Source organism: Bifidobacterium sp. SO4 (assembly GCF_018555355.1).
GTDB lineage: Bacteria > Actinomycetota > Actinomycetes > Actinomycetales > Bifidobacteriaceae > Bifidobacterium > Bifidobacterium miconisargentati.
Map to the genome: position 1 here is coordinate 1 of NZ_JAFEJP010000031.1, position 3,885 is coordinate 3,885.

Annotated in this window: 3 protein-coding genes; 1 reads left to right on the plus strand and 2 read right to left on the minus strand. The window is 63.3% G+C overall.

Annotated elements, in window-relative coordinates; genetic code table 11:
- Window positions 1-222: 222 nt before the first annotated feature.
- Window positions 223-1,326, plus strand: a complete 1,104-nt coding sequence (locus tag JS536_RS11615; protein ID WP_214357052.1) for a CPBP family intramembrane glutamic endopeptidase — start codon at window positions 223-225, stop codon at window positions 1,324-1,326.
- A gap of 54 nt (window positions 1,327-1,380) precedes the next feature.
- On the opposite strand, the gene JS536_RS11620 is transcribed toward JS536_RS11615, so the two are convergent.
- Both JS536_RS11620 and JS536_RS11625 read right to left on the minus strand, forming a co-directional pair.
- Window positions 1,381-2,178, minus strand: a complete 798-nt coding sequence (locus JS536_RS11620) for a mechanosensitive ion channel family protein (RefSeq protein ID WP_214357053.1) — start codon at window positions 2,176-2,178, stop codon at window positions 1,381-1,383.
- Between the two features lie 249 nt (window positions 2,179-2,427).
- Window positions 2,428-3,885: aspartate ammonia-lyase (locus JS536_RS11625; protein ID WP_276310854.1), on the minus strand; the 1,458-nt coding region annotated here is incomplete at its 5' end.

Below are 3,885 nucleotides of genomic sequence, written 5' to 3' on the forward strand. Positions count from 1 at the left end.
TGCCGCTTCGTCGCCATGCTGATCCTGTCTTCCATACGACAAGCCAAACAGACCAACCCGGTTTCGCGCTCACTCCAGGTGAGGCACCACTACCCATTTCGCGCTCAAAAAACGTGAGGCACGTCGTTCTTAGGGATTCCGCGGCCTTTGCCGTATGCTGGTAGCTAACGCCGCAGTGGCGGACTCACAAGGCCAAGGACGGCCAAAGGATGGGGGAAACCGATGAGTGAGCCGATACCGACGATGCCCGCGCCCAACGCGCAACAGCCGCAATACCAGCCGCAGTCCGGCCAATCACCTCAACCGCAGGACTCGGACCCGCGACGCGCCCAGCACGCGCGTCAGGGTCGTGACTGGTGGTTCACCGCGCACCGCAGATTCTCGCTGATCGGCGCATCGCTGACCATCATGATATTGATCTGGAACGGCCTGAACATCCTACTCGGCACTTCGCTGGATCCGATGTTCGGCGGCAATATGCCGGTATGGGTGAACCTGCTCATCTCCTCCGGGCCGCTATACCTCGTGGCGATACCCCTGAGCATGCTCATCGTCACGCGCGTGCCGGCCATCAGGACCATCCAATACCCGATGCGCGTCGGCGAGTTCTTCCAGATGCTCATCATGTGCTTCCCGGTGATGTATCTGGGCAGTATTCTGGGCTTCGTGCTGAACCTCGTCCTGACCGGCGGACGGGGCGCGAACCGGCTGAACCAGGTGATGGGCGGCGACGAATGGTGGGCCACATTGCTGTTCGTGGTCATACTCGCGCCGATCGTAGAGGAATGGCTGTTCCGCAAGGAGCTTATCTCCCGCCTGCGCCGTTACGGCGAGAAGACCGCGATCGTGTTCTCCGCCATCACCTTCGGCCTGTTCCACATGAACCTGTTCCAGTTCTTCTACGCCTTTGGACTGGGCCTTATCTTCGGCTATGTGTATACGCGCACCTCGCGCCTGCGGTACACCGTGCTCATGCACATGGTCATCAACCTCAATGGCTCGGTGGTGGCGCCGTTCCTCGTCGAGCAGGTCGATCCGCGCATCATGAACGGTTCGATGAGCCAGGAGGAACTGCTGCGTATGGCCTCCGAACCCGGTGCCGGCATGGGCGGGATTGGTTATCTGTCCCTGTATGGCATGGTTCTGATGGGGCTGACGATCGCCGGCATCGTGCTGCTCATCATCAAGCGGAAAAGCTGGGAGTTCTACCCGGCGCCTGAGGAACTGCCGGCTGGGCTCAAGGTGCGTACCGTCTACGGCAACCCCGGAGTCATCGTGTATCTGCTGCTCACCATCAGTCTGACCGGCTGGATGCTGTTCATGTAGTTTCGGGGCAGCGGGAGTTCTACGGCATGAGCCGCTTCCCGCGCCTGCATGAAATCACACGTTATCGGACGAGCCGCCGTCCTCCACCAGATAGTCGGTGCCGGCCTCGGCGATGGCGCGGGCGGCGCGGTCGCGTACGGTGGACAGCAGCACACCGGGCTTGGCGAACAGCAGCACCTGACCGGTCATACCGTACGGCGAAAAACCGGTGAACTTGACCAGCGGCGGCTGCGTCTCCAGCTCGACGTCTGTCGTGGCCTTCGTGACGCAATCAAGGATTTTCCGGCTCACCTCGGTTGGGTCGCTGGAGGCCTTGGCCGTGAATTCGAGAGTGACCGTGCCTTCGCTCACCGGCGTCAGTTTGGTGAGCGAAGCGGTATTGAGGATGGAATTGGGGATGACCATGCGGTCGCCGCTGCGCGTCTCGATCATCGAGTGACGCCACGTGATGTCCACCACGGTGCCGGTGGTGCCCTGGATGGTGACCAGATCGCCCGGCTGGATCACGCGGCCCAGCATAAGCCCGAACCCGCCGATCACATTGGCGATGGTGTCCTTCAGGCCCAGGGAGAGGGCCACGCCGCCGACGCCAAGGGCGGTGACCAGCGTGGTGGGGTTGATGCCGAACACCGGCTGCAGCACCATGGCCGCCGCGGCCACCCAGATTACCGTGCGCGTGAGGTTGATGAAGATGGAGGCGCTGGGAATCTCCGATTTATCCAGGACCTTGCGCAATACGCGGCTGACCACGCGGTCGGCGATGAACGCCACGGCGGCCACTACCAGCAACCAGATCAGTTTGCCGGCATTCGTCTGGAACCATACGGACATTAGTGCACCAAAATCAGTCATACGGCCCACCGTAACAGTCGGTCGCAACACTGTTCCGATCGGAATCCTGGAGGTAAGACCGGAGCATTCCGGGCATATACCTACCATTTACGGGACCTTGTAAAAGATTCTGGGCATATACCCACCACGGGGAGCGCAACTTCGGGCGCTTTGTGGTGGGTATATGCCCAGAATGGCTTTTATGGTGCCGATATGTACAGAATAATTGGTGGGTATATGCACAGAACCCACCAATTCGGGGCAGGCATCCTACTCCTGATGCTCGCGGCAGGTCTGGCCGAGGCCGCGGGCCAGGCGAATCGGGTCGAGGATCTCGTCGAGCTGCTCGGCGGGCAGGTCGGTGCGCTCGCCGGCCACCTCGCGCACCGTGCGGCCGGTCGCCACGGCTTCGGCGGCGATATCCGCGGCCTTCTCGTAGCCGATGTAGTGGTTGAGTGCGGCCGAGATCGACGGCGAGGACTGGGCGAACGCGCGCCCGCGCTCCACGTTGACCTCGATGCCCTCCACGCAGTTGACGCGGAACACGGTCATGGCGTTGGTGAGCAGGGACATGCCGGTCAGCAGTTCGTGCACCATCACCGGGTCGAAGGCGTTGAGCTGCAACTGTCCCTCGGCCACGGCCCAGTTCACGGTCACGTCCATGCCGAAGATCATGAAGCAGCATTGGTTCACGCACTCGGGAATCACCGGGTTCACCTTGGCAGGCATGATGGACGAGCCGGCCTGGCGTGCGGGCACGTTGAGGTCGTTGAAGCCGCAGCGCGGGCCGGAATTGAGCAGACGCAGGTCGTCCGCGGCCTTCTTGAGGTGCACGGCGAGGATCTTGATGGCGGCCGAGGTGGCCACGTACGCGCCCATGTCCGTCATCGCGGCCACCGGATCGGGTGCGGCCGTGACCGGCAGTCCGGTGATACGGGCCAGGTGGTCGATGGCGGACTTGCGGAACCTCAGGTCGGCGCAGATGCCGGTGCCAATGGCCGTGGCGCCGAGGTTCAGTTGGGCCAGCAGCGGCACCACGCGGTCGAACGCGGCCAGATCGGACTTGAGCAGTGTGGCGAAGGCGTGGAATTCCTGGCCGTACGTCATCGGCACGGCGTCCTGCAGCTGCGTGCGGCCGATGGTCACGTCGTTGATGTGCTTGTCCGCGAGATCGTGGAAGGCCTTGGCGAGCTTCTTGGTGGCCTCGGCCAGCGGGCCGATCGCGTCGATGAGCGCAAGCTTGCAGGCCGCGGGGTAGGTGTCGTTGGTGGACTGGGATTCGTTGACGTCGTCGTTCGGATGGATGTAGGCGTAGTCGCCGCGCGGGTGGCCGGCGATCTCCAGCGCGCGGTTGGTGATGACCTCGTTCATGTTCATGTTCGAGGACGTGCCGGCACCGCCCTGCATCACATCCACCGGGAACTGGTCGGCGAGCTTGCCGCCCTCGATCTCCAGGCAGGCCTGGCGGATGGCCTCGGCCTTGGTGTGGTCCAGCAGACCCAGCTCCTCGTTGGCGATGGCGCAGGCCCGCTTGACCGTGGCGTACGCGCGGATGAGCTCCGGGTGCTGGCCGTCCGTGATGCCGGAGACGGGGAAGTTGGCGATGGCGCGCTGGGTGTGGATGCCCCAGTACACGTCCGCCGGCACCTCCATCTGGCCGATGCAGTCGTGCTCGAGGCGGGTGCGGGCGGTACGGGCGGTAGGGGTGCCGTTTGCGGGGGTGGGTTC